General features: G+C 68.7%; 17 protein-coding genes and 1 tRNA gene. 16 read left to right on the top strand and 2 right to left on the bottom strand.

Annotated features, from left to right (window positions below; translation table 11 throughout):
* The first annotated feature begins 277 nt into the window (after positions 1 to 277).
* The 8 genes from tdh (at position 278) to ACIRHA_RS10005 (ending at position 7,905) form a co-directional block, all read left to right on the top strand.
* Complete coding sequence (gene tdh, locus ACIRHA_RS10040) at positions 278 to 1,312, top strand: L-threonine 3-dehydrogenase (protein ID WP_403842453.1); 1,035 nt, start codon at positions 278 to 280, stop codon at positions 1,310 to 1,312.
* A 177-nt stretch (positions 1,313 to 1,489) separates the two neighbouring features.
* The gene (locus tag ACIRHA_RS10035) at positions 1,490 to 2,680 is read left to right on the top strand and encodes a glycine C-acetyltransferase (RefSeq protein WP_403844385.1); all 1,191 of its coding nucleotides are present in this window, start codon (positions 1,490 to 1,492) and stop codon (positions 2,678 to 2,680) included.
* Positions 2,681 to 2,741: 61 nt separating this feature from the next.
* Positions 2,742 to 3,644, top strand: coding sequence for a LysR family transcriptional regulator (locus tag ACIRHA_RS10030; RefSeq protein ID WP_403842451.1), 903 nt, complete (start codon positions 2,742 to 2,744; stop codon positions 3,642 to 3,644).
* 133 nt (positions 3,645 to 3,777) lie between these two features.
* Positions 3,778 to 4,380 carry a helix-turn-helix domain-containing protein gene (locus ACIRHA_RS10025; RefSeq protein WP_403842448.1) on the top strand — a complete coding sequence of 201 codons (603 nt, stop codon included), beginning with the start codon at positions 3,778 to 3,780 and terminating at the stop codon, positions 4,378 to 4,380.
* Positions 4,377 to 4,958, top strand: a complete 582-nt coding sequence (locus ACIRHA_RS10020) for a GNAT family N-acetyltransferase (protein WP_403842445.1) — start codon at positions 4,377 to 4,379, stop codon at positions 4,956 to 4,958. The genes ACIRHA_RS10025 and ACIRHA_RS10020 overlap by 4 nt, the downstream gene beginning before the upstream one ends.
* 115 nt (positions 4,959 to 5,073) lie before the next feature.
* On the top strand, positions 5,074 to 6,030 hold the full coding sequence (locus tag ACIRHA_RS10015; protein WP_403842443.1) for an alpha/beta fold hydrolase: 957 nt from the start codon (positions 5,074 to 5,076) through the stop codon (positions 6,028 to 6,030).
* Between the two features lie 77 nt (positions 6,031 to 6,107).
* Complete coding sequence (locus tag ACIRHA_RS10010) at positions 6,108 to 6,467, top strand: MmcQ/YjbR family DNA-binding protein (RefSeq protein ID WP_403842440.1); 360 nt, start codon at positions 6,108 to 6,110, stop codon at positions 6,465 to 6,467.
* A 100-nt stretch (positions 6,468 to 6,567) separates the two neighbouring features.
* Positions 6,568 to 7,905 (top strand): MFS transporter, encoded by a 1,338-nt coding sequence (locus ACIRHA_RS10005; protein WP_403842437.1) that lies wholly within the window; start codon positions 6,568 to 6,570, stop codon positions 7,903 to 7,905.
* Here ACIRHA_RS10005 and ACIRHA_RS10000 read toward each other — a convergent pair.
* Together ACIRHA_RS10000 and ACIRHA_RS09995 are read right to left on the bottom strand one after the other, a co-directional pair.
* On the bottom strand, positions 7,844 to 8,800 hold the full coding sequence (locus ACIRHA_RS10000) for a transketolase family protein (RefSeq protein ID WP_403842434.1): 957 nt from the start codon (positions 8,798 to 8,800) through the stop codon (positions 7,844 to 7,846). The genes ACIRHA_RS10005 and ACIRHA_RS10000 overlap by 62 nt on opposite strands.
* 106 nt (positions 8,801 to 8,906) lie before the next feature.
* Positions 8,907 to 9,557 carry a transketolase gene (locus tag ACIRHA_RS09995; RefSeq protein WP_403842431.1) on the bottom strand — a complete coding sequence of 217 codons (651 nt, stop codon included), beginning with the start codon at positions 9,555 to 9,557 and terminating at the stop codon, positions 8,907 to 8,909.
* Between the two features lie 312 nt (positions 9,558 to 9,869).
* Between ACIRHA_RS09995 and ACIRHA_RS09990 the strand changes: the two genes are divergently transcribed.
* The 8 genes from ACIRHA_RS09990 (at position 9,870) to ACIRHA_RS09955 (ending at position 22,881) form a co-directional block, all read left to right on the top strand.
* Positions 9,870 to 9,943 (top strand) — tRNA-Pro (locus ACIRHA_RS09990).
* Positions 9,944 to 11,011: 1,068 nt separating this feature from the next.
* Complete coding sequence (locus tag ACIRHA_RS09985) at positions 11,012 to 12,043, top strand: DUF6192 family protein (RefSeq protein ID WP_403842428.1); 1,032 nt, start codon at positions 11,012 to 11,014, stop codon at positions 12,041 to 12,043.
* Between the two features lie 23 nt (positions 12,044 to 12,066).
* Positions 12,067 to 12,522, top strand: coding sequence for a hypothetical protein (locus ACIRHA_RS09980; RefSeq protein ID WP_403842425.1), 456 nt, complete (start codon positions 12,067 to 12,069; stop codon positions 12,520 to 12,522).
* Positions 12,523 to 12,712: 190 nt separating this feature from the next.
* Entirely contained in the window at positions 12,713 to 15,046 is a 2,334-nt protein-coding gene (locus ACIRHA_RS09975; RefSeq protein WP_403842422.1) for an ATP-dependent RecD-like DNA helicase, read from the top strand.
* A 63-nt stretch (positions 15,047 to 15,109) separates the two neighbouring features.
* Positions 15,110 to 15,826, top strand: a complete 717-nt coding sequence (locus ACIRHA_RS09970) for a UPF0158 family protein (RefSeq protein WP_403842419.1) — start codon at positions 15,110 to 15,112, stop codon at positions 15,824 to 15,826.
* A gap of 400 nt (positions 15,827 to 16,226) precedes the next feature.
* Positions 16,227 to 19,829 carry a DEAD/DEAH box helicase family protein gene (locus ACIRHA_RS09965; protein WP_403842417.1) on the top strand — a complete coding sequence of 1,201 codons (3,603 nt, stop codon included), beginning with the start codon at positions 16,227 to 16,229 and terminating at the stop codon, positions 19,827 to 19,829.
* Positions 19,826 to 21,265, top strand: coding sequence for a restriction endonuclease subunit S (locus ACIRHA_RS09960; RefSeq protein ID WP_403842415.1), 1,440 nt, complete (start codon positions 19,826 to 19,828; stop codon positions 21,263 to 21,265). The genes ACIRHA_RS09965 and ACIRHA_RS09960 overlap by 4 nt, the downstream gene beginning before the upstream one ends.
* Complete coding sequence (locus ACIRHA_RS09955) at positions 21,262 to 22,881, top strand: N-6 DNA methylase (RefSeq protein ID WP_403842412.1); 1,620 nt, start codon at positions 21,262 to 21,264, stop codon at positions 22,879 to 22,881. Before ACIRHA_RS09960 ends, ACIRHA_RS09955 begins: the two co-directional genes overlap by 4 nt.
* Positions 22,882 to 22,991: the final 110 nt, after the last annotated feature.

Genomic DNA, 22,991 nt, shown 5'->3' with positions numbered 1-22,991 from the left:
GGCGCCGTGAAACCGCAGAGCATAGCGAAAACATGTGCGAGGGCAGCGTGTTGTCCGCGCCGAGCGCGGCGGCGGGCGGGCCTGTAGGAAACCTGGGGCGCCGCTTAAGAAAACCTCGATGGACCGAACGCGCCGCGTACGGAAGAGTCTGCGGTGTCGGCGGACCGCATACGGGACGTATTCGGATGACTGCCGCGGCACACCCCACACCACCCACTCTCCCTCGCACGCGGGCCGGTTCGCCCTGCCCGCGTGCGCGACGACAGGAGTCGAACCCTTGAAGGCACTGGTCAAGGAGAAGGCCGAACCGGGTCTGTGGCTGACGGACGTTCCCGAACCCGGCGTCGGCCCCGGGGACGTACTGATCAAGGTCCTGCGCACGGGGATCTGCGGCACCGATCTGCACATCCGCAGCTGGGACGGCTGGGCGCAGTCGACCATCAGCGCGCCGCTGGTCGTGGGCCACGAGTTCGTCGGCGAGGTCGTCGAAACCGGGCGCGACGTGAGCGACATCGCCGTGGGCGACACGGTCAGCGGCGAGGGCCACCTGGTGTGCGGCAAGTGCCGCAACTGCCTTGCCGGCCGCCGCCACTTGTGCCGGGCTACGGTGGGCCTCGGCGTCGGACGCGACGGCGCGTTCGCCGAGTACGTGGCGCTGCCCGCCTCCAACGTGTGGGTGCACCGCGTCCCCGTCGACCTCGATGTCGCGGCGATCTTCGACCCGTTCGGCAACGCCGTGCACACCGCGCTGTCCTTCCCGCTCGTCGGCGAGGACGTACTGATCACGGGCGCCGGACCCATCGGCCTGATGGCGGCGGCCGTCGCCAAACACGCCGGCGCCCGCAACGTCGTCGTCACCGACGTCAGCGAGGAGCGTCTGGAACTGGCGCGGAAGGTGGGCGTGAGCCTCGCCCTGAACGTGGCGTCCTCGACCGTCGCCGACGGCCAGCGCGAACTCGGCCTGCGCGAGGGCTTCGACGTGGGCCTGGAGATGTCCGGCAACCCCGTCGCGATGCGCGACATGCTCGCGAACATGACCCACGGCGGCAAGATCGCCATGCTCGGCCTGCCGTCCGAGGAGTTCGCCGTCGACTGGGCGCGCATCGTCACCTCGATGATCACCATCAAGGGCATCTACGGCCGCGAGATGTTCGAGACCTGGTACGCGATGTCAGTGCTCCTGGAGGGCGGCCTCGACCTCTCGCCGGTGATAACCGGCCGCTACGCGTACACCGATTTCGACGCGGCGTTCGAGGACGCGGCGAGCGGCAAGGGCGGCAAGGTCCTCCTGGACTGGGGGGCTTCTTTTTAGGGCTCGGTTCGCCTCCGGGGCCCCAAAGCCGGTGTCGAGCGACCGACCGTGCTCGACCCTCCTTCGTCGGGCCTCCGCGCGCTCGGCCACTCGACACCGGCGGGCCCCTTCGGCTCACTCGCCGTCGCCGCACCGTGGAACGCCGCCAACGTCACCCGTATCTGTAAGGAAGTCCCCATGTTCGACAACGTACGCGCCGACATCCAGGCCACCCTCGACGAGATCGCCGCCGCGGGCCTGCACAAGCCCGAGCGGGTCATCGGCACCCCGCAGTCCGCCACCGTCGAGGTCACCGCGGGAGGCCGCCCCGGCGAGGTGCTCAACTTCTGCGCCAACAACTATCTGGGCCTCGCCGACCACCCCGACGTGATCGCGGCGGGCCACGCGGCCCTCGACCGCTGGGGCTACGGCATGGCGTCCGTCCGCTTCATCTGTGGCACGCAGGAGGTCCACAAGGAGTTGGAGGCGCGCCTGTCGGCCTTCCTCGGTCAGGAGGACACGATCCTGTACTCCTCCTGCTTCGACGCCAACGGCGGCGTCTTCGAGACCGTGCTCGGCCCGGAGGACGCGGTGATCTCCGACGCCCTCAACCACGCGTCGATCATCGACGGCATCCGCCTGTCCAAGGCGAAGCGCTTCCGCTACGCCAACCGCGACATGGCCGACCTGGAAGCGCAGTTGAAGGCGGCGTCCGACGCCCGCAGGAAGCTGATCGTCACCGACGGCGTCTTCTCCATGGACGGCTACGTGGCGCCGCTCGCGGACATCTGCGACCTCGCCGAGCGCTACGACGCCATGGTCATGGTCGACGACTCGCACGCGGTCGGCTTCGTAGGACCCGGCGGCCGCGGCACCCCTGAGCTGCACGGCGTCATGGACCGCGTCGACATCATCACCGGCACCCTCGGCAAGGCCCTGGGCGGGGCATCCGGCGGCTACGTCGCCGCGCGCGCGGAGATCGTCGCGCTGCTGCGCCAGCGTTCGCGCCCGTACCTGTTCTCGAACAGCCTCGCCCCGGTGATCGCGGCGGCGTCCCTGAAGGTCCTGGACCTCCTGGAGTCGGCGGGCGACCTGCGCGAGCACCTCGCGGCGAACACCAAGCTGTTCCGTACGCGGATGGCCGAGGAGGGCTTCGACATCCTCCCCGGCGACCACGCGATCGCCCCGGTGATGATCGGTGACGCTTCGGTCGCGGGACGGATGGCCGAACTCCTTCTGGAGCGCGGCGTCTACGTGATCGGCTTCTCGTACCCGGTGGTGCCGCAGGGCCAGGCGCGCATCCGCGTCCAGTTGTCGGCGGCACACTCCACGGAGGACGTGAATCGGGCGGTGGACGCGTTCGTGGCGGCCCGCGCGGAGCTGGGCTGACGTTCCGCGCGGTCCAGGTTCCGTACAGGGCACTGTCAGACCCGTTTGGGAGAATCAGCGCATGATCGAAGCGCGGCGGCTGCACATCCTCCGTGCGGTGGCCGACCACCGCACCGTCACGGCTGCTGCCGCCGCGCTGTACCTGACCCCTTCGGCGGTCTCGCAGCAGCTCACGGCCCTTGAGCAGGAGACGGGCCACAAGCTGGTCGAGCGCGGCGCGCGCGGTGTCCGCCTCACGTCGGCCGGCGAGATCCTCCTCACCCACACCAACGCGGTCCTCGCCCAGCTGGAGAAGGCCGAGGCCGAGCTGGCCGCGTACAGCACGGGTGAGGCGGGCACGGTGACGCTCGCCTCCTTCGCGACGGGCATCGGCCTCGTGGTGGGGCCTGCGCTCGCCCTGCTGTCGAAGACGGCACCCGGCATCCGCGTCCGCGTCCAGGACGCCGAGGGCGACGCCAGCCTGCCGATGCTGCTCGACCGGCGGATCGATGTGGCGGTCGCCGTCGACTACCGGGGCGCGCCGGCCGCCGACGACGACCGGATCACGCGCGTGCCGCTGTACGCGGAGCCGTTCGACGCGGTCCTGCCGGTCACGCACCGCCTCGCGGCGGCGGAGTGGGTGCCGGTCGCCGACCTCGCCAAGGACACCTGGATCGGCCCGTACCCCGGCAACCCCTGCCACGACGTGGTGGTCCTGGCCTGCGAACACGCCGGGTTCGCCCCGCAGTTCGAGCACTCGTCGGACGACTTCCGCGCCGTCGTCGCCCTCGCCTCCGCGGGCGCGGGCGTGGCGCTGGTTCCGCGCTCGGCCCTGCACGGCGTGGACCTGAGCGAGGTGGTGGTCCGGCCGATCGGCGGTGCGGCGCCGACCCGGAAGGTCTTCGCGGCGGTCCGGCACGGGGCGGAGGAGCATCCGCTGATCCGGCCGGTGCTCGAAGCGTTGGGGGAGGCGGCGGAGGGCTGAGGCCTTCTCGTCTGGATCAGGCCCCGGACAGGGGATGGCCGAGGTGTCGCGGGACGAGGGCGCTCCGACCGCGAGTCGAAGGCGGTCCGCCCACGTAACACCGCTGTTTCATATCCGGGATACCGTGCCGTATGTGAGACGCGAGAGTGGTACTCCGCCGAGCGGCACCGACCTGGCACCGGACCCCGTGGACGCCCGCCTCGGCGCCCGGCTGGCCGAGCTGCGGTCCGAACACGGCTGGTCCCTGGGCGAGTTGGCGGAACGCAGTGGGGTGAGCCGGTCCACCCTGTCGCGGGCCGAGCGCGCCGAGATCAGCCCGACCGCCGCCCTCCTCAACCGCCTCTGCGCGGTCTACGGGCGGACCATGTCGCAGCTCCTGAGCGAGGTCGAGTCGGCCCCCGCCCAGGTCGTGCGCGCCGCGGACCAGCCCGTCTGGCGCGACGACGCGACCGGCTTCGCGCGCCGCTCCGTTTCCCCGCCGCAGGCCGGACTGCGCGGCGAGGTGGTGGAGGGCACCCTCGAGCCGTACGCCGACATCGCCTACGACCGCCCGCCCGTCCCCGGCCTCGAACAGCACATCTGGGTGCTCGACGGCCTCCTCGACCTGACCGTCCAGGGCACGACACACCACCTGGAGACGGGGGACTGCCTGCGCTTCCGCCTCTGGGGGCCGACCCACTTCCACTGCCCGGGCCCCGAACCCGTGCGCTACGCGCTGATGGTGGTGCTCCCATGACATTCACCTGCACACGTCTTGCGCCCTCGGAATTCCTCTCCTACGTAGATGAGTTGGGGGCTCTCCTGGCCGACGTCGTACATGGAGGCAGCTCACTCGGTTTCCTCCACGGACTCACACCCTACGAAGCGGCGACCTGGTGGCGCGACTCCGTAGGACCGTCTGTGGAGCGCGGCAGCACGGCCGTGTGGGTGGCGAACGACACGGAGGGCGCGGCCGGGACCCGCTGCGTCGGAACGATCTCGCTCGCCTTCACCGAGAAGCCCAACGGCCGCCACCGCGCCGAAGTGGTCAAGCTGATGGTGCACGGAGACACCCGCGGCACCGGCCTCGGCCGCACCCTGCTGGCGACGGCGGAGCGCGCCGCGGCAGAGGCGGGCGTGACGCTGCTGATCCTCGACACGGAGACCGGCAGTCCGGCCGAGAACTTCTACCGCAAGGCGGGCTGGGACGAGGTCGGCGTCATCCCGGACTACGCGGCCGACCCGGCGGGTGTGCTGCGCCCCACGACCCTGTTCTGCAAGCGCCTCGAACCGTTCGTGCCGGTCGGTGGTCGCCACGCCCGTGCCGGTCGGTGATTGCCAGGAATGAGGGCCTACGGTGCGGGGGAGGTGCAGGCCAGCACGAACCGCACCCGCATCGCCCCCGCCCCGCCCACAGGGCCGTACGGACCGTCCGAGAGGAAGCCGCCAGATGACCGCCACAGATCCGACGTACACGACGAGCGCGCTCAGCACCGGAGACGGCGCCGCCGTGGCCACGTACACCTGGCTGCCCGAAGGCGGCAGGCCCCGCGCCTTCGTCCAGATCGCCCACGGCGCGGCCGAACACGGTCTGCGCTACGACCGCTTCGCCCGCCACCTCGCCTCCCACGGCTACGCGGTCATCGCCTCCGACCACCGCGGCCACGGCGCCACGGCCTCGACCACGGGCGGCTACGGAGTCACGGACGACGGCGACCCCGAGACCGTCGACGCGTGGGTGTCGATCGTCGAGGACCTCAAGGCGATCGGCGACCAGGCACGCGCCCTGCACCCGAACGTCCCGTTCGTACTGCTGGGCCACAGTCTCGGTTCCCTGCTCGCGCGCGAGTACGCGCAGCGGTACGCGGACGACCTGGTGGCCCTGATCCTCTCCGGCACCTTCCGCTCCCTGCCCGGCGCCGACAACGAAGGTGACATCGCGGCCCTGGAGGCCGAGATCGCGTCGGGCGGCCGCGCCGCCACGTCGCCCTATGTGGGCAACCTCTTCTCCTCCTTCAACGACCCGTACGAGCACCGCACCGGCTTCGAATGGCTCTCGCGGGACGAGGCGGAGGTCGACAAGTACGTCGCCGACGAACGCTGCGGCTTCGACTTCTCGGCGGGCCTGTCCCTGGACTGGGTCCGCGCGGTGCGCCGCATCAACGACCCGGCGAACCTCGCCCGCATCCCGGCCGACCTGCCGATCCACGTCGCGGTCGGCACGGAGGACCCGTGCAACCAGCGCATGACGCTGGTCCACGAACTCCTGGAGGACTTCCGCTACTTGGGCGTCACCGACCTCACCTGGAAGGGCTACGAGGGCGCCCGCCACGAAATCCTCAACGAGACCAACCGCGACGAGGTGCAGACGGACCTGGTGGCATGGCTGGACAAGCGGGTGCCGTGAGTGGGTGACCGCGAGGGCGTGTGTTGACGTTGGCGTCAGCGGTGGCGTTGTCAGTGGCGTTGGTTACGGTTCGTAGCATGCTGGACGCCGAGGATGTACGCACCGCAGCCCTGTCCCTGCCGGACACGACCGAGAAGGTCGCCTGGAGCATGCCCACGTTCCGGGTCGCGGGGAAGATGTTCGCCACGTTGCCCGAGGACGAGACGTCGATAGCGGTGCGCTGCCCGAAGGAGGAGCGCGACGAACTCGTCCTGTCCGAGCCGGGCAAGTTCTGGATCGCGGACCACGAGGCGTCCTTTGCGTGGGTCCGGGCGCGCCTCGCGGCCCTGGAGGACACGGCCGAGCTGCGCGACATCCTCGCCGACTCCTGGCGCCAGGCGGCGCCGTCCCGACTCCTGGACGCACACCCGGAGTTGGGCCTTCCGCGGGCGGGATGAAATCAGGTGAGGAGTCGCACGTCCGCATGGCATGATCCGCCCGCGAGGGCGAGCCGTGCACGTTGCGGTGCGCCGCGGGGACGGCGGACGGGGAACGTGGATGGTCGACCATGGGGTCGATGGCGAGAACGCCGAGGTCGCGCCCCGGCGCGGCATCTGGACCCGCGACTTCGGCCTCTTCTTCACCGCGAGGGGTGTGGCCAAGCTCGGCGACAGCATGCTGCCGGTGGCACTCGCTGCAGGCCTCCTGCAGCACGGCTACGGGGCAGGTGCGGTGGGCCTCGCCATGGCCTCGTCGGTGGCCTGCTTCGCCGGCCTGGTCATCTTCGGCGGGGTGCTGGCGGACCGTTTCAACACCCGCCTGCTGATGACGGGCGCCGACCTCGCACGCCTGGTCACACAGTCCCTCGCGGCCGTCATGTTCTTCACCGGCCATGTCGTGCTCTGGCAGATCTGCGTCATCGGCGCGATCAACGGATCGGCCGCGGCGATCTTCCAACCCGGCGTCGCCGGCACGGTGCCCCGCCTGGCGTCCGACGTCCAGGCGGCGAACGGCGCGATCCGCGTGGCGGAGTCCGGCGCACAACTGGCCGGCCCGGCGGTGGCGGGCGTGCTGGTCGCGCTGGCCTCACCGGGCCTGGTCTTCGCGGCCCACGCGGGAACGTACGGCCTGAGCGCCCTGTGCCTGCTCCTCCTGCACCTGCCACCGGTAGTACACGTCACGGGGAAGACACGCACCCGAGGCGCCTTCCGCTCCGAACTGGTAGAGGGCTGGCGGGAGTTCAGATCGAGACGATGGCTCTGGGGAGTGATCTCGATCTGGTGCGTGCTGATGATCGGAGCGTGGGGCCCGGCCGTCCCTCTGGTGGCCGTTCACGTAACGCAGGAGTACGGCTCGGGCGTGTACGGCCTGGTGAACTCGGCGCTCGGCGCGGGCACGGTCATCGGCGGCGTACTGGCCCTGCGCGTGCGCCCGCGCCGGATGCTGCGCGCGGGCGCCCTGGCCCTGTTCGGTTTCGCCCTGTTCCCCGCGACGGCGGGTGCAGGGCTGGGGGTGCCGTGGATGATGGCGGGCTGCGCGGTGGCCGGGGCCTGCATGTCGTTCTGGGGCGTGATGTGGGCGACGAGCGTCCAGACGCAGGTCCCGCGCGAGGTCCTCAACCGCATCCACGCCTACGAGGTGGCCGGTTCCATCGCCATGCAGCCGGTGGGCCAGGCCCTGGCGGGCCCAGCGGCGGCCACGTTCGGCACTCAGCAGGTCCTGCTGGCAGGAGGAGTGGTCACGCTGATGGTGGCGACGACGATGATCTCGGTCCCGGCGATCAGGAGCCTGGTGAGAGCGGATGCGCAACCCCCTCACGCCCCCTTCCCTGTCCCTATGCCGGAGCCCCGGCAGGAGCAACGGCAGAGGGGGCACGGGAGAGCAGAAACCCACTGATCCGCTCCCGCAGCGCACTCGCGTCGAGCCCATGCCCGGCGACGTGCTCCTCGACGCTCCCGTACCGCCGCAGCTCCCGCCGCCCGACACCGAGCCCGAGCACCCGGTGCGGCAGATCGGCGAGCGCGTTGTTGGCGGCGCCGGTGGAGGTCCCGGCGAGGCAGGGCTCGACGATCACGACATCAGCGCTGCCACTCGCATCCACGGCCCGCCGCAGCCCAGCGTCATCAAAAGGCCGAACGGTAGTCGCGTAGAGAACACTGACATCAAGCCCTTCGGTGGCGGCGAGCACGTTGTCCAGCATGGGCCCCACAGCGACAACGACTCCACGGCGCCCTTCCCGCACGGCCAGGAACCGCTCCCCGTCCACAGGCAACGCCTCCCGATTGCTCTGCACCGAGAGCCGCACATACTCCCGCGAGTCACTCACGGCATCGCCACCGGCCCCGACGGCCCGCCGCAGCAGCGTCTCGGCCTCATCGGGATGCCCAGGCACATGCACACGCCACCCGTCGAGGGTGTCGAGCAGCGCCACATCGCCGGGGGCCATGTGCGTAAAGCCCCCGGAAGACACGTCGTACGACGCGCCCGCACTCACGAGCACACCCCCGACCGCCTGATGCCCGAAGTCCAACTTCACCTGCTCAAAAGGCCGTTCAACGAGAAAACTCGCGAAGGTGTGCAGCACGGGCCGCATCCCGGCGAGCGCAAGCCCCGCCCCGGCCCCGACGAGCAACTGCTCCCGGATCCCGACATTGATAACCCGCTCCGGATGCCGCCGAGCGGCGCCCGCAAAGGGCGCGACCCCGATCTCGGCGAGTACGACGGCGACGCGCGGATCCTCGTCGAGGATCCGGCTGAGAACGGGGGCGAAGCGATCACGCATGGTGTCCACGGGGATGTCCTTCCAGTAAGGGAAGCGAGAGGGCGTACCGGTGCAGGGAGTACTAAGGACGTACTCAGGGCGCACCAAGGGAGTACTAGGGGAAAGAGGGGGGGGCTCACTCAAACTTGGGCTCGACACGGGCGACGACGACGTGCGGCCGCCCCGGATGCGGCGCGGTGAACGCCTCGTACAGGGCCCCGTGATCCCGCCCGTCGACGGTCACCGTCGACCACCCGGCAGCCTCGAAGCGGGCGGCGATGCCCCCGGCCCTGCCATAGGTGGCGGACAGGTTGTCGACGACGACGGTGTGCAGCCGCTCCAGCCCGACGGCCCCGGCGAAGGCGATGGCCTCGTGATTGCTGCCCTCGTCGAGCTCGGCGTCACCGACCAGGGTCCAGACGGCCGGCTCGCTCAGCCCCCGGGCCCGCAGCCCGAGCGCGGTCCCGACGGCGATCGGCAACCCGTGCCCCAAGGACCCGCTCCCGATCTCCACGCCCGGCACGAGCACCCGATCGGGATGATGACCGAGCCGCGACTCATACGCCCCGAACCCACTCAGCCACGCCTCGGGCACGTACCCCTTGGCGACGAGCACGGCGTAGTACGCCATGGGCCCGTGCCCCTTGGACAACAGAAACCGATCACGCCCGGCCTCCTCGACACTCTCCGGACCGACCCGCAGAACGCGTTCGTACAGCACCCACAACACATCGAGGGTGGAGGTGGCGGCGGGCCCGTGCTTCTCGTCCCCGGTCATCAGACTCATGAGCCGAGGCAGATCCTCGTATCGATAGCCGGGTAGTCCGTCGGCCCTGTCGGCCCTGTCGGCCCTGTCGGTCCCGTCGGTCCTATCGGCCCCGGCAGATGCGTCGGCTCCGGTCGGATTGGTGGGGATGTCATCCGCTGTGGTTGTCGTCATACACGCACTCTGCAACCTCAACTTTGCTTGAGGTCAACCCCGCTCCCACGGCGTGCTGGACCCCGTCCGCTCACCGGAAGGGATGCGCGACCACGGCTCCGAGTGCGGTATGGTTTCTCTGCGCGTGAGGCCAGGGGGAAACCCCAGGTCAACGAGCACCGGGACGTGGCGCAGCTTGGTAGCGCACTTGACTGGGGGTCAAGGGGTCGCAGGTTCAAATCCTGTCGTCCCGACAAGTTCGAACGATCGAACGTCGCAGGTGAAGGGCCGTTTTCGAACGGCCCTTTTTCTGTTGCTCCCACGCTCCCAGTGGGAGCGACGCGAGTGGGAGCAGGCTCCCACTGTCCCCATGTCTGTTTGCTCCCACTCGGGGCGATGCGCACATATTCGGTTCCTTGCGCGCACGTTCACATCCGTGCCCGGTTTGTGACCCGCCGCTCCCCGTCGTATGGGTGACCTTTCGGTTATGGGCTTCCGCTCTTCCCGCAGCTCATGGGCGCTCCCAGTGGGAGTGGGGTCGGGAGCGGCGAGCCCATATCCGGAATCCGGGTTATGGGGCCGTGCGAAATTTTGACCCCAGTTCCGAATCGGAATGGGTGGTATAGGGGTTTTGGGGTGGTGGATGTTGGGGGCTGCATCGAGATGTTGAACGCGGGTGGGAGCGGTACGCGGTTGGTGGCGGCCGGGAGGGTGGGCGTGGGAGCGGTTGCGGGTTCGGGCGGTGGCGTTGAGAGAGGTTCCGTGCGGTTGACGGAAGTTGGGGGACGCCGCTGATGAGGCGTCGGGCGTCCGGTCTGCCGGATCGGCTGGGAGCGGGTCGGAGTGAAGTGGGGTCGTGGCGGGGGTGTAGGGGTCGTAACGGGGGAAGCCCCGGTGACGGGCGGTCGTCCGTGATGGGCTGCAGGTTCGAGTCCTGGGCGGGTGTCGCCAGATACGGCTGACCGTGCGCACGGCGCTGGCCTGTGAGTTCGAGCGGCGGTCGCGTCGAGGGCGGAGGGCGGCTGGAGTCACTCCGTTGAACGTCGAAGCGGTTGGCGGGAGGGTCTTTCAGGCCGTGCGCGGGGAGCGGTGAGGTCTGCGGCGGGGTGCGCCGGAGCTGGGGCGGCATCGCATGCTCCGGGCGCGTCTGTCCTGCGCGCGAGTGGTGTGAGGGCGCTTCTGTGCGCTGGGGCGAGGGGCTTTGCCAGGGGTGCTTCCGTGCGCGTGCTGTCGCGGCTGGAGTCGATATTGCGTGCGGTCGAGCATGGTTCGCGTTCGAGGCGGGCCCGGTGCCCGTCGCAGTGCGAAGGATGGAGTAGGTCATGGTCGAGGAGGTTGTGCCGCCGGGCTACGGGGAGTCCGAGTGGCGGGAGTACGTGGCTGAGGGGAGGCGGTCCATCGGCAGGATCATGGACGCGAAGTTCTCCCTCGGTGACTTGGTGGACAGGATGCTGAAACGCCGTGGGGAGAGCCGTGTAGACGATGTCCTCGATGAGTTCGGCCGTCAGATCGGAACGACGCGCTCATCGCTGCATGACTATCGCCAGGTTGCGCGGGCGTGGCCCGAGATGGAGCGTCACCCGGAGGCTGCGTGGAACGTGCACAGGATCCTCTGCCCGCACCCGGGTCGTTTCGAGCTGATCCGGACGCTGCCGCTGGACCCGGTGACCGGGAAGCCCACACGCTGGACGACCGATCACGCGTTACGTGCCATGGAAAGCATCCCGCAGACGCCGGTCACCCGTGAGGAAAAGGTGGAGCGGGTACGCCGGGAGTTGCGGAGCGACGACCTGGCCGCCGAGGTCGTCGGAAAGCTGCTGGAGAGGCCGTTGGTGGCCAAGCGTGTCGTGAACACGCGTGGCTCGCGGCGGTCGTTGCGCGATGCCGAGACCGAGCGCCATGAGGAATTGCGCCAAGAGGCCGTGGACGCCCGCGACATGGCGGCGCTGGAGGCACCGCCGGAGAGCGGCACGGACGTGCAGACGGGCGGGGAGGCTGCCCTGGCCGATGTCGCTCCCGGCGATCCCGTGGCGGGGGACGTTCCGCTGTCGCTGGAGGAGGATGTGCCAGAGGCGGCCGAGGTCGAGGCCGCGGGGGTCGACTTCCGTGAGTCGCCCAGTGTCGTTCTCGAAGTCATCGGCCTGGCCACCACTTTCAGTCGCGCGTTGCGTGCCTCGATCCCAGATCTTCAGCAGATCGACGTGAACGAGGCCGGTCAGGCCGCCGTGCGGGAGGTCCTCGACAAGGTCCGCGAGGCCTGTGACTGGTGCGACGAGTCCGTGCAGAGCGGGCGCAGCGGAATGGATCACGCTCTGGCCCGCATGCTCGGTAGTGAGCGGGGTGGGGGCGAATGAGCGCGCGTACAGCGCCCCGGGCCGTGGCCGACATGGGTGAGGAACTCTGGGCACGGATCGAGGCGGCGGAGGACAGCGGGGGTCTGAATACCGAGGAGGCCCGGGGAGATCTGTCCAAGAGTCAGTTCCAGCGGGCCAAGACCTGGATCAAGGACGTCAAGTGCGCGCTCGCGCGCAAGGCGTTTGTCCGGTTCGAGGGGCAATACCTCACCACGGTCGATCCCGATGTCTGCGCCAGTGTGGTGATCAGGGAGTTCAAGGTGATCGAACAGCGGGTCACCCGCATCTACCACGGCATGATCGAGCCGCTTCCGGCCGAGGCTCAGAGCACCGCTGCCATGGGGCTGCTCAAGGCGCAGTGTCTACAGATCATCAGCGGGATGAAGCTTCTCAAGGAGGCCGGCTATTCGTCGGACGCGGCCGTACGGCTCGCGCAGTCCACCAATGGAGGCGGCCAGCGTAAGCGCACACGCAGCTGACCCGACTGACCTCTACGGATTGCCCGGCCCCGTCGTGAGGAGGCGCGGTGGTTCGCTCGTCCGGGGCATCGACGCGAGGAGAATCCTTCATGTGCGTGACATGCCGTCGGCCGGGGCAGCATGCTGATCTTGCCGCGCTGCGGCGGCCTCATGCAGGCAACAGCCGTACGTCTTGCTGGAGATGGTGCGCGTGACCGATCCCGTCCCGCTGCCTCTGGATGCCCCGGACCTGGTCGAGGGGGTCGTGGATCACGTACTGCATGTCAGCTACGACGAGCGCACCGTGCTTCGCCTCACTTCTGCTCTGGAGGAGGACAGCGCCGAGAGCGTCACCGCCTTCGGCACCGCGCTCTTCGGGGTACAGCCGGGCGAGAGCCTGCGCCTGACCGGATCCTGGCGCCACCACCCCCGTTACGGGCGGCAGTTCCGTACCGTGCGGTGCGAGCGCACCCTGCCGGCCGGTGCGCGGGCGATTCGTCTGTATCTGGCGTCGGGCATGATCCGCGGGATCGGGCCTGTGCTGGCCGGGGCGATCGTGGACGCCTTCGCCGAGCAGACGTTGAAGGTTCTGGAGGCGGAGCCGGAGCGCCTGCGTGAGGTGTACGGGATCGGTGAGATGCGGTTGGATCGCATCAAAGCGGCCTGGCGGGAGCAGAGGGCCATCGCCGAGATCATGGTGTTCCTGCAGGGGCTCGGGATCACCCCGGCGCTCGCCGTGAAGATCTACACCACCTACGCCGACACCGACGACGACCCGATGCACATCGTGCGCCGCACGCCCTACCGGCTGTGCCGGGACGTGCACGGCATTGGGTTCCGCAACGCCGACACGATCGCCCTCGCGGTAGGCATCCCGAAACACAGTGACGCCCGAATCCAGGCCGCACTCGTGCACGAACTAGACCAGGCCGGCGCGAGCGGCCACTGCCACCTGCCCGTGCGGGTCCTGCTCGCCCGCACCCGCCACCTGCTGAGCGATGACGACCCGGCCACTGCGGAGATCATCGACGACGCGGTACTGCGCCACGCCATCAACGCCCTGCGCGCGCAGGACGAACTGGTCACCGAGCCACTGCCCGTGCCCGTGCTGGACGGCACCGACGCGTGCGCGGACACCGAGATCGCCATGCTGCCGCACCGTCACCGTGACGAAACCCAACTCGCCTTCCACGTCCGCCGCTTGCTCGCCTCGATGTCCCGCCTGGCCGAGCTGGCGCCGTGGAGCGAGCGCCTGACCGCTCTGCGCGGATCGGAGACGGCCGGGCTGACCGACGAACAGCACCAGGCCATCCGCACCGCGCTGACCCGACCGCTGTCGGTGTTGACCGGCGGACCGGGCTGCGGCAAGACCCACACCCTGCGCACCCTGGTCGAGCTCGCCGACGAAGCGGGCGCCGTCATCGCGCTGGCCGCCCCCACCGGGAAGGCAGCCAAACGCCTTGAGGAGACCTGCGGGCAGGCGGCGACGACGGTGCACCGGCTCATCCGCCCGCCCGAGGGCGACTCGCTCTTCGACCACGCGAGCATCCTGGAGACCGCAGACCTGGTCGTCGTCGACGAGGCGTCGATGCTCGACCTCGCCCTGGCCCGCCGCCTGGCCGCCGCGATCCCGGACGGCTGCCACCTGCTCCTGGTCGGCGACATCAACCAACTGCCCAGCGTCGGCCCGGGCCGGGTGCTGCGCGACCTGCTCGACGTCGACGCGGTCCCGCGCACCCGCCTCACCCAGGTCTTCCGCCAGCACGACGACAGCGCAGCCATCGTCAACAACGCCCACCGCATCCTCCACGGCGGCCTTCCTCAGGACGACCCCAAGGCGTTCTGGAACCGGCCCATGGCGACGGCCGAGGAGATCGCCGAGCGCGTGGTCGACCTCGTCTGCGACCTGATGCCCCGCCACTTCACGGAGGTCCGCCCCGAGGACATCCAGGTCCTGTGCCCGGGCAAGAAGAACACCGCCGGCATGACGGACCTCAACCTGCGCCTCCAGGAACGGCTCAACCCGCCCGCCGACGACAAGCCGCAGCACTACCACGCCGGCATCGCCTACCGGCTCGGCGACCGCGTCCAGCAGATCCGCAACAACCCCCACCGCGGTGCAAACGGCGTTTTCAACGGCACCAGCGGCACCGTCACCGCCCTCGACCCAGAGGCCCACCAGCTGACCGTCACCTTCACCGACGGCGAGACCGCCGCCTACCCCTTCCCCGACCTGGACGAGCTGGTCCACGCCTACGCCCTGACCGTGCACCGCTCCCAGGGCAGCGAATACCCGTACGTCATCGTCCCCATGATCAGTGCGGCCGGGATGCTGCTGCTCCAGCGCAACCTGCTCTATACCGCCGTCACCCGAGCCCGCGACGGCGTCCTGCTCATCGGCCAGACCGAGGCCGTCGAACGCGCCATCGCCAACAACCGCACCCAGCACCGCAACACCGCCCTCACTCACCGCATCACCCATGAGACGCCCATCGTTCCGGCGCCGCGCGCCAAGGCCCCCGTCGGCCAACTCGCCTGGGAATAGCGGCGACACAAGCCACACCGGCCACGTCCCGGCGCCGCCTCCGGGACCGGTAACGTCGGCCGAATGAGCGGTGACTGGAACGGCAGCGAACTCGCCCGGCTGCGCGCGGCGGTGTACACGGCCGACGGGCCCACGCTCGTGGGCCTCCTGACGGCGCACGATCCGCAGCCGGTGCTGCAGTCGGTCGGGGACGCCCTGCGCGTCGCGGTGGTACGGGGAGTGCCCGGGGCCGCGAAGCAGGCGCGGGTGTGCGTGACGCTGCTGCGTTCACGGGACTGGCCGGGGGACGAAACCCTCGCCGACGACCTGGCACGCGCCGGCGACGGCAGACCGCCCGCACCAGGGCTGCGAGCGGTCGCGGTCGACCTGGAAGAGCTGACCGGGCTGCGAGACGGCGACCCGGTGGACGGAGCCGGGTACCTCGACCTGGACAGCGGCGAGTGCTGGCCCGCCGCCGTGCTGGACGACTTCGGAGGTGAGCCCGGTGCGGACGAGGCTCCGGACCGCTGGCTGCCGGTGCCATGTGCGGGATCGCGGGATGCGTACCGCGACATGCACGAGTTCACCGACGGTCTGACCGACGCGCTCCTCGCGCGGCGCCTTGAGGACGCTCTCGCCGGCCGGGGTGCCTTCCGCCGCTTCAAGGACGTACTCACCGACCACCCAGATCTGCGCGAGCAGTACTTCTGGTTCGCCGGAGAGCGGGGTTGTGGGAGGGCGCGGGCCTGGCTCGCGGGCGAAGGAATCCGGGTGGTGCACCGGTTGGAAGAGGCTGCCTGAGTAACTGTCCTTCCCGGTGCGGGTGAGCCAGGTGAGCTTGTGTACGGAACCGGCCCCTCTTGGCCAGCCTCGGGTCGGGCAGCTTCGACCAGTTGTTCGTTCACCAGCTCCGGGAGGGGCAGGAGCGGATCAAGGTGGTCAGGCCGATGGTGACTCGGCCGCTTGACGCACTCCATGGCGCGGTGCGGGATACGGCCGCATTGCCGCACTGGCACACGGCTGGTGCGAAGTGCTCGCGACGGACGTGTCGATCTGACCATGTGAAGGCGGCGGGGCAGGAGGAACGTCGATCTTGTCGTGATCGGTTCATTTACCAGAGTGGAGTGCTGGGGCAGACGTAGGCTGAGTGGACTTGTCACAGGTGAGGGCCGGATGCGGCCTGGTCGAGGAGCGGCAGCGTATGAGCGGGCAGGAACGGCGTCGTGAGCAAGTCCCGGAGCAGCTGAAGGCAGCGGCCCGGAAGTCGCCCAACTTCGGGCGGCTCTACGCGATGCAGCCCCTGCTTGCGATCTACGGTTCCCAGGCCGAGCAGTCGGTCTTCACCAACCCCAACGTCTCGTATGTGGCGTCCGGCCAGTTCGGGGAGGTTCTCGCCGAGGAGCTGGTCCAGCGGGCAGGGGTGCGGGTTGAAGGGGCCCGCCAGATCGACCGGCTCGTCGGGCTCCAGCGGGCCGGTCTGCTGCCGGGCCGCACCCGGGACGCCTTCGACACGCTGCGCCGGGGGCGGAACGACGCCGCGCACAATCACCTCTTCGACACCAGTAAGGCCCTCAAGGCCGTCGAGCTCTGCTTCCAGCTTGGGCAGTTCTTCTCCCGCGCGGTCGACGGCGTCCGCGAGATCTCCGCGTTCGTACCGCCGCGGCTGCCGAGTGACGTGACGGCCGGGCCCGCGGAGCTTGAGGAGCTTCGCGAGGCGCTCGGCCACCACCAGCGCACCCTCGCAGAGTCCCGCACCCGCCTCGGCGAGGTCGGCGACCGCCTGGAGGCCGAGCAGCGCGGCCGGGCGGAGGCGGAGAAGCTGACCGCGGCCGCCGAGCAGGCCCGCGCCGAGTCGGAAGCCCTGGCTGCGAGCTATCGGGAGGAGATCGAGCGACTCAGGAGCGAGCAGCGGGGCCGTTACAACCAGGAGCGTCTCAAGCCCCGCCCGGTTGCTGCCGCCGCCCGCGAGGCGATTGTCGCCCGTGCGCAGCGGCCTGAGCCGCTCAACGAGGTGCAGGCGCGCGTCCGTATCGACGAAATGCTTGCCGTGGCCGGCTGGACTGTCCAGGACAAGGCCGACCTCAACCCGCGCGCCTCCCAGGGCGTCGCGGTCCGCGAGTTCACCCTGGCCACCGGCCGCGCCGACTACGTCCTCTACGTAGACGGCATGATCGTCGGCGTCATCGAGGCCAAGCGCGAGGGCACCGCCCTGGCCGGGGCCCTCGCTCAGAACGAGCGGTACGCGGCCGGTGTCCTCAAGGAGCATTCCCTGGCGGTCTGGCGCGAGCAGGAACCGTTCGTCTTCCGCTATGCCACCACCGGCGCGGAGACGTTCTTCGTCAACCTCCTCGACCCGCATGCCCGTTCCCGTCCGGTCTTCGCCTTCCACCGGCCCGAGACCTTCGCCGCCTGGATGAGGCGGGCCACCGAGCACCCGGACGCTCCCACCTTCCGTGCGGCCCTGCGTACCGGGCTCCCGGTCCTGGAGACCCACGGCCTCCGCGCGGCGCAGGAGGAGGCGGTCACCGGCCTTGAACACTCCCTCGGCCAGGACAAGCCGCGTGCCTTGATCCAGATGGCCACCGGTGCGGGCAAGACCTACACCGCCGTCACCGAGGCCTACCGGCTGCTCAAACACGCGGGCGCGGGCCGCATCCTCTTCCTCGTGGACCGGAACAACCTCGGCCGCCAGGCCAAGGCCGAGTTCGACAAGTACCGTGCCCCGGACGAGAACCGTAAGTTCACCGACCTGTACAACGTCGACACGCTCGGCCGGACCGGACTCCAGGAGACCTCCGCCGTCGTCGTCTCCACGATCCAGCGCATGTACTCCCTCCTCAAGGGGGAGCCGCTGGAGGACACGAGTGAGGCCGAGGACCGCGAGGACTCCTCCACCCTCGACGAGAACTACATGACCGACCGCCCGGTCAGTGTCGAGTACAACGCGGACGTTCCCATCGAGTCCTTCGACGTGATCGTCATCGACGAGTGCCACCGCTCCATCTACGGGCTGTGGCGCGGCGTCCTCGACTACTTCGACGCCCACCTGGTCGGCCTCACCGCCACCCCCACCCGCCAGACCAAGGGCTTCTTCGACAACAACCTGGTCTCCGAGTACACCTACGAGCAGGCTGTCGCCGACGGTGTCAATGTCGACTTCGACGTGGTCACGATGGACACCTCGGTACGGGAAGCGGGCGGAGCAAAGATCGACAAGGGCACGACGGTCCGTATCCGCGACCGCAAGACCCGCGCCCAGCGATACGAGGAACTGGACGAAGACTTCGCGTACACGGTCGGCCAGATCGGCCGCACGGTCATCACCGAGGACGAGATCAGGGCTGTCCTCACCGCCTACAAGAACAACTGGCAGCGCTGGTTCCCCGGCCGAGCCGAACTACCGAAGACCCTTGTCTTCGCGGCAAGCGATGACCACGCCGACGAGGTCCTGAAACAGGTCAAGGAGATCTTCGGACGTGGCGAGGCCTTCGCCAAGAAGATCACCTACCGGTCCCGGGACAAGGGCGACGACCCTGAGCAACTCGTCAACGACCTGCGGAACTCGTCGCCGCTCCGGGTCGCCGTCACCGTCGACATGATCGCCACGGGGACGGACGTCCGCGCCCTGGAGTGCGTGATATTCCTGCGGGCCGTACGCAGCCCCGTTCTCTTCGAACAGATGAAGGGGCGCGGCTCACGCACCATCGACGCCGACGAGCTGAAGGCGGTGACGCCGGAGGCGGCGAACGACCTCGCCAAGGACCGTTTCGTGCTGGTCGACGCGGTGGGTGTCACGGCGTCGCCGCTGGTCGATACCCGGCCGATGCTGCCGCCGGACACTGGGAACCTCAGCACGGACAAGCTCTTGGACAAGGCGGGCAGCCGCTCCATCACGGCCGAACAGGCCGAGACGCTCGGCCGTCGCCTGGCCCGCCTGGACCGCAAGCTCACCGAGGAGGAGCGCGAGCAGATCAAGCAGGTATCGGGCGGCGTCCCACTCGGTGACCTGGTTCGCCAGATCTCGGACGCGGTGGATGTCGACACCCAGGACCGGGCGTACCGTGAGGGCGGCGCGGACCAGGCCCAGCGCCTCGTCCAGGACGCGGTCGAGGTTCTGACCACGCACCCAGAGCTCCGTAAGCTGATCGTCGGCATCAAGCAGCAGCACGACCTGACGTATGACGCGACGACCGAGGTCGGGATACAGCTGAGGGAGGTTCCGCGCGAAGAACGCGCGGAGAAGGAACTCGCCCAGTGGCGCCAGTTGTTGGACAGTCGTCGGCGCGACGAGCAGGCGGCGGAGGCGATCGCACTCCAGGTGATCCTCGGCAGCGGATCCCGGGTCCGCCCGCAGGAGGCACGAGCCCATCTTCGCGAGCTGCTCGCCACCATCAAGGCCACGAACCGGACGTGGACCCCGAAGGTTATTTGGGACCACTACGCCCTGCTCGGTAAGGCGTCGGCATCCCTGTCGAAATCGGCCGGCCTCGGCGACCTCATGAACCTCGTCCGCTACACGCTCGGCGCGGACGACGAACTCCGCCCTTACCGTACGGTGGTCGAGGAGCGCTTCGAGGGCTGGCTGTTGCGGCAGCAGCAGGCGGGCGTCGAATTCACCGAGGACCAGTTGTGGTGGCTGCACCGCATCAAGGACGCCATCGCGGTGGACGTGGGCATGGAACGTGAGGACTTCAGTCATCTTCCCTTCTCGGCCAAGGGTGGCGGCCGCGGCTTCGCGAACGCCTTCGGTGACAAGGACCGGGCGCTGGAACTGCTGGACGAGCTGAATCAGGAACTGGCTTGAGTACGGATATGGGTGGGTTGCCGGAGGGGTGGGTTGCCACTTCCCTGGACCAAGTTTGCGACGTCAACGGAGGAATCCAGAAGCAGTCGAAGCGTCGGCCGGTCGTCAACAAGTTCCCATTTCTGCGGGTGGCGAACGTGGGGCGCGGCACGCTAGACCTCTCCGAAATCCACGAAGTTGAGCTGTTCGAAGGGGAACTCGACCGATTCCGCCTGAAGGCTGGCGACTTGTTGGTCGTGGAAGGGAACGGAAGCCCGGATCAGATTGGGCGTGCCGCGACGTGGAAGGATGTCATTCCTGATGCCGTCCACCAGAATCATCTGATCAGGGTTCGCCCGACACAGGCGATCAACCCAAAGTTCCTGGAGCTCCTCTGGAACTCGCCCGTGGTGAAGAATCAGCTGATGAGTGTGGCCCAGTCCTCAAGCGGCTTGTACACGTTGAGCACAGCGAAACTGAAGCGGGTCCGGCTGAACCTTCCGTCTTTGGCTGAACAGCACCGCATCGTCGAGGCCCTCGAAGAGCAGCTCTCCCGGATCGACGCGGCCGAGCAGACGCTGCGAGAAGCGCGCAAGCGGATCGAGGTTCTACGTAAGTCGGTCTTCACTTCTTTGGTTCCCGAGACGGCCCCCGCCGGTTGGACAGTTACGACTGTCGGTGAGGCTGGAACTTTGGAGCTGGGGCGAGCCCGGCACCCTGACTGGCATCACGGCCCCGAAATGCGCCCCTACTTGCGCGTGGCCAATGTTTTCGAAGACCGGATCGACACCTCCAGCATCATGGAAATGGATTTCTCGGGGATTTTTGAGAAGTACCGGCTCCACAAAGGGGACATCCTCCTGAACGAAGGGCAGAGCCCGCATTTGGTGGGACGTCCAGCCATGTATCGCGGAGTTCCAGAGAATGTCGCGTTTACGAACAGCCTGTTGCGATTCCAGGCAGGTCCGAATGTTCTCCCTGAATGGGCGCTCATGGTGTTCCGGCGGCATTTGCATGCTCGTAGGTTCATGCGCGAGGTGCGTATCACGACGAACATCGCCCACTTGTCGTCAAAGCGATTGAAAGTGGTCGAGTTCCCGATTCCTCCTCTGGAGATCCAGAAGGATCTCGTCCAGCGTTGCGAAGAGTTGCTGTCGGGTACTGAGGCGATTGGCCGTGAAGTTGACCGTGCTACCCGGCGGGCAGACGCTCTGCGGTTGGCCCTGTTCCGTAAGGCCTTCAGCGGCAATCTGGTCCCCCAGAACCCCGCCGACGAACCGGCCGCCACCCTCCTTGCTCGCATCGCCGCCGAGCGCGACGCTGCCAAGCCGGCCCGCAAGCCCAAGCGCACCGCGCGCGCCCGCACAAATGACGCCGCGACCAAGGCGAACGAGTCTGCCGCCCCCGCCCCAACCCCCGCCCCCTCCACCACCGTTCAGCAGGAGCTCTTCCAGTGACCGCCCCCGCCCAAGACGACGCAGCCGCCCCCTCCGCCGAAGGCGTCCCTCTCACCGAGACGCCCAAGTCCAAGAAGGCCGCCGCGCAGACCAACACTCTGGTCGCCAAGCTCTGGAACTACTGCAACGTCCTCCGGGACAACGGCATGTCGACCATCGAGTACGTGGAGCAGCTCTCGTTTCTGCTGTTCCTGAAGATGGTCGACGAGACCGAGAACGACCCGTGGGAGGGTCGCGATCTCAGCGGCATGGTGCCGGCGGACTACAACTGGAAGTCCCTTGTCAGCAAGCGTGGGGAGGAACTCGAAGCCCACTACCGCGCCATCCTGGAGCACTTGGGTCGTAAGCCTCACACCACCATCGGCACGATCTTCGCCGACGCGCAGAACCGGATTACAAAGCCCGCGCTGCTCGAAAAGCTGGTCGTCGAGTTGATCGGGCGCGAGGAGTGGATGGTCACCGGCACCGACCTCAAGGGCGATGCTTACGAGGGGCTGCTCGCCAAGGGGGCGTCCGACACCAAGACCGGCGCCGGCCAGTACTTCACGCCGCGAGCGCTCATCGACGCGATGGTGGACGTGACTCGGCCCGGTCCGGACGACACCATTACCGACCCCGCCTGCGGCACCGGCGGGTTCCTGATCGCCGCGCACACGTACATCACCCGGCACCACGTCAAGGACATGGACGTTGATGCCCGCAAGGCGTACGACAGTGGCCGCAAGATCTGGGGCAATGAGCTGGTCACCGGCACTGCCCGCCTCGCCGCCATGAACATGCTCCTCCACGGCATCGGCAAGAGCGACGGCCCGAGCCTGATCGATGTCGACGACGCGCTCGCCAACCAGCCGAGCGGGCGGCACGCCTCACTCGTCCTCGCCAACCCGCCCTTCGGACGAAAGTCCGCGATCACCGTGATCGGCCAGGACGGCGACCTGGAGAAGGAGGACGTCCAGTATGACCGTGACGACTTCACCGCCACCACGACCAATAAGCAACTCAACTTCCTTCAGCACATCATGTCGCTGACCGCGGTGAACGGCCGGGCGGCCGTTGTCCTCCCGGACAATGTCCTCTTCGAGGGCGGCGCGGGCGAGAAGGTCCGCCGCAAGCTGCTCGACGAGTTCGACCTGCACACGATCTTGCGCCTGCCCACCGGCATCTTCTACGCGGGCGGCGTCAAGGCCAACGTCCTCTTCTTCGACAAGAAGCCCCCGCGCGCCGACGGCAAGCCGCACACCAGCGTCACCTGGGTCTACGACTTCCGTACAGGCCAGCACTTCACCATGAAGCAGCGCCCGCTGACCCGTCCCCACCTCGACGACTTCGTCGCCAAGTACAAGCCGGGACAGGAGCTGACCGCCCGCGTCGCCGACGAGGACGACAACGGCCGCTGGAAGCCGTACACCTACGAGGACTTGATCGGGCGGGACAAGGTCAACCTCGACATCACCTGGATGAAGGACCCCGCCCTGGAGGACGCGGACAGTGACCTGGAGCCGGAGGTCATCGCCGAGGAGGTCGTGCGCGATCTCCAGTCCGCTCTCGCCGAGTTCACCGCCATCGCGAAGTCCCTGGGTGCGGATGTGGACGTACCGGAGGCGGAAGAGGTCTGACGACGGCCGGAAGGTTCGTTTCCCCACGCAGGGATATGGGCACATCCTGCGATGTCAGTCGTCTCCGGCCCGTGCGTATCGCGTAGGGCTCCGCAATCCTGCCGTGCAAG

This window comes from Streptomyces sp. NPDC102360 (assembly GCF_044766085.1).
Taxonomy (GTDB): domain Bacteria; phylum Actinomycetota; class Actinomycetes; order Streptomycetales; family Streptomycetaceae; genus Streptomyces.
Note: the sequence above shows the minus strand (reverse complement) of the source record. Positions and strands in the feature narration are given on the sequence as shown.